The following is a 609-nucleotide window of genomic DNA, read 5'->3' as shown; positions in this document are numbered from 1 at the left end:
GGGCAAGGCCGGACTGATCGAGATGCCGCCGAAACTCAGGCGCGAGCTTGCCGACCTCGGCCTGCTCTGACCCCAGGTGGCATCACCGTCTGGCCCTTTGTGCCACCCGATGTGGGGCTTGCAAGCGATGTGGCAACGCCACATCTTGTTTTTTATGAGCGATAAGAAGCAACCTGTGCCAGCGAGGACCAATCCTGCGCCGATCAAGCCTCAATCCAACGCTGGCGAGATCGACGCCTTCATTCGCCAGGCGAGGACACTTGCCGCATCGGCGACCGGTTCGGGCAGGCTGATCCTTGCTCTCGACGCGACGATGAGCCGCCAGCCAACCTGGGATCTGGCCTGCACGCTGCAGGGCCAGATGTTCGACGCCGTCGGCAAGGCAGGAACCCTCAGCGTGCAACTGGTTTATTTTCGCGGTCTTGGCGAGTGCCGTTCGTCCGCTTTCGTGAGCGACACCAATGCCTTGAAGCAGCTGATGACGCGGATCGAGTGCCGCAGCGGTCACACCCAGATCGGCAAGGTGCTGGCGCATGCGTTGAAACAGACGGCAACCGCTAAGGTCAATGCGCTGGTCTATATCGGCGATGCGATGGAAGAGGATATCGA

General features: G+C 60.9%; 1 pseudogene. It reads left to right on the top strand.

Annotated features, from left to right (window positions below):
- Positions 1 to 154 precede the first annotated feature (154 nt).
- Positions 155 to 609: pseudogene (locus ENZ75_RS33640) on the top strand (VWA domain-containing protein); the annotation flags it as partial.

Source organism: Mesorhizobium sp. M7A.F.Ca.CA.002.04.1.1, assembly GCF_004022805.1.
Lineage (GTDB): Bacteria > Pseudomonadota > Alphaproteobacteria > Rhizobiales > Rhizobiaceae > Mesorhizobium > Mesorhizobium ciceri.
The sequence above is the reverse complement of the archived record's forward strand: the minus strand, read 5'-3'. Positions and strand labels throughout refer to the sequence as shown.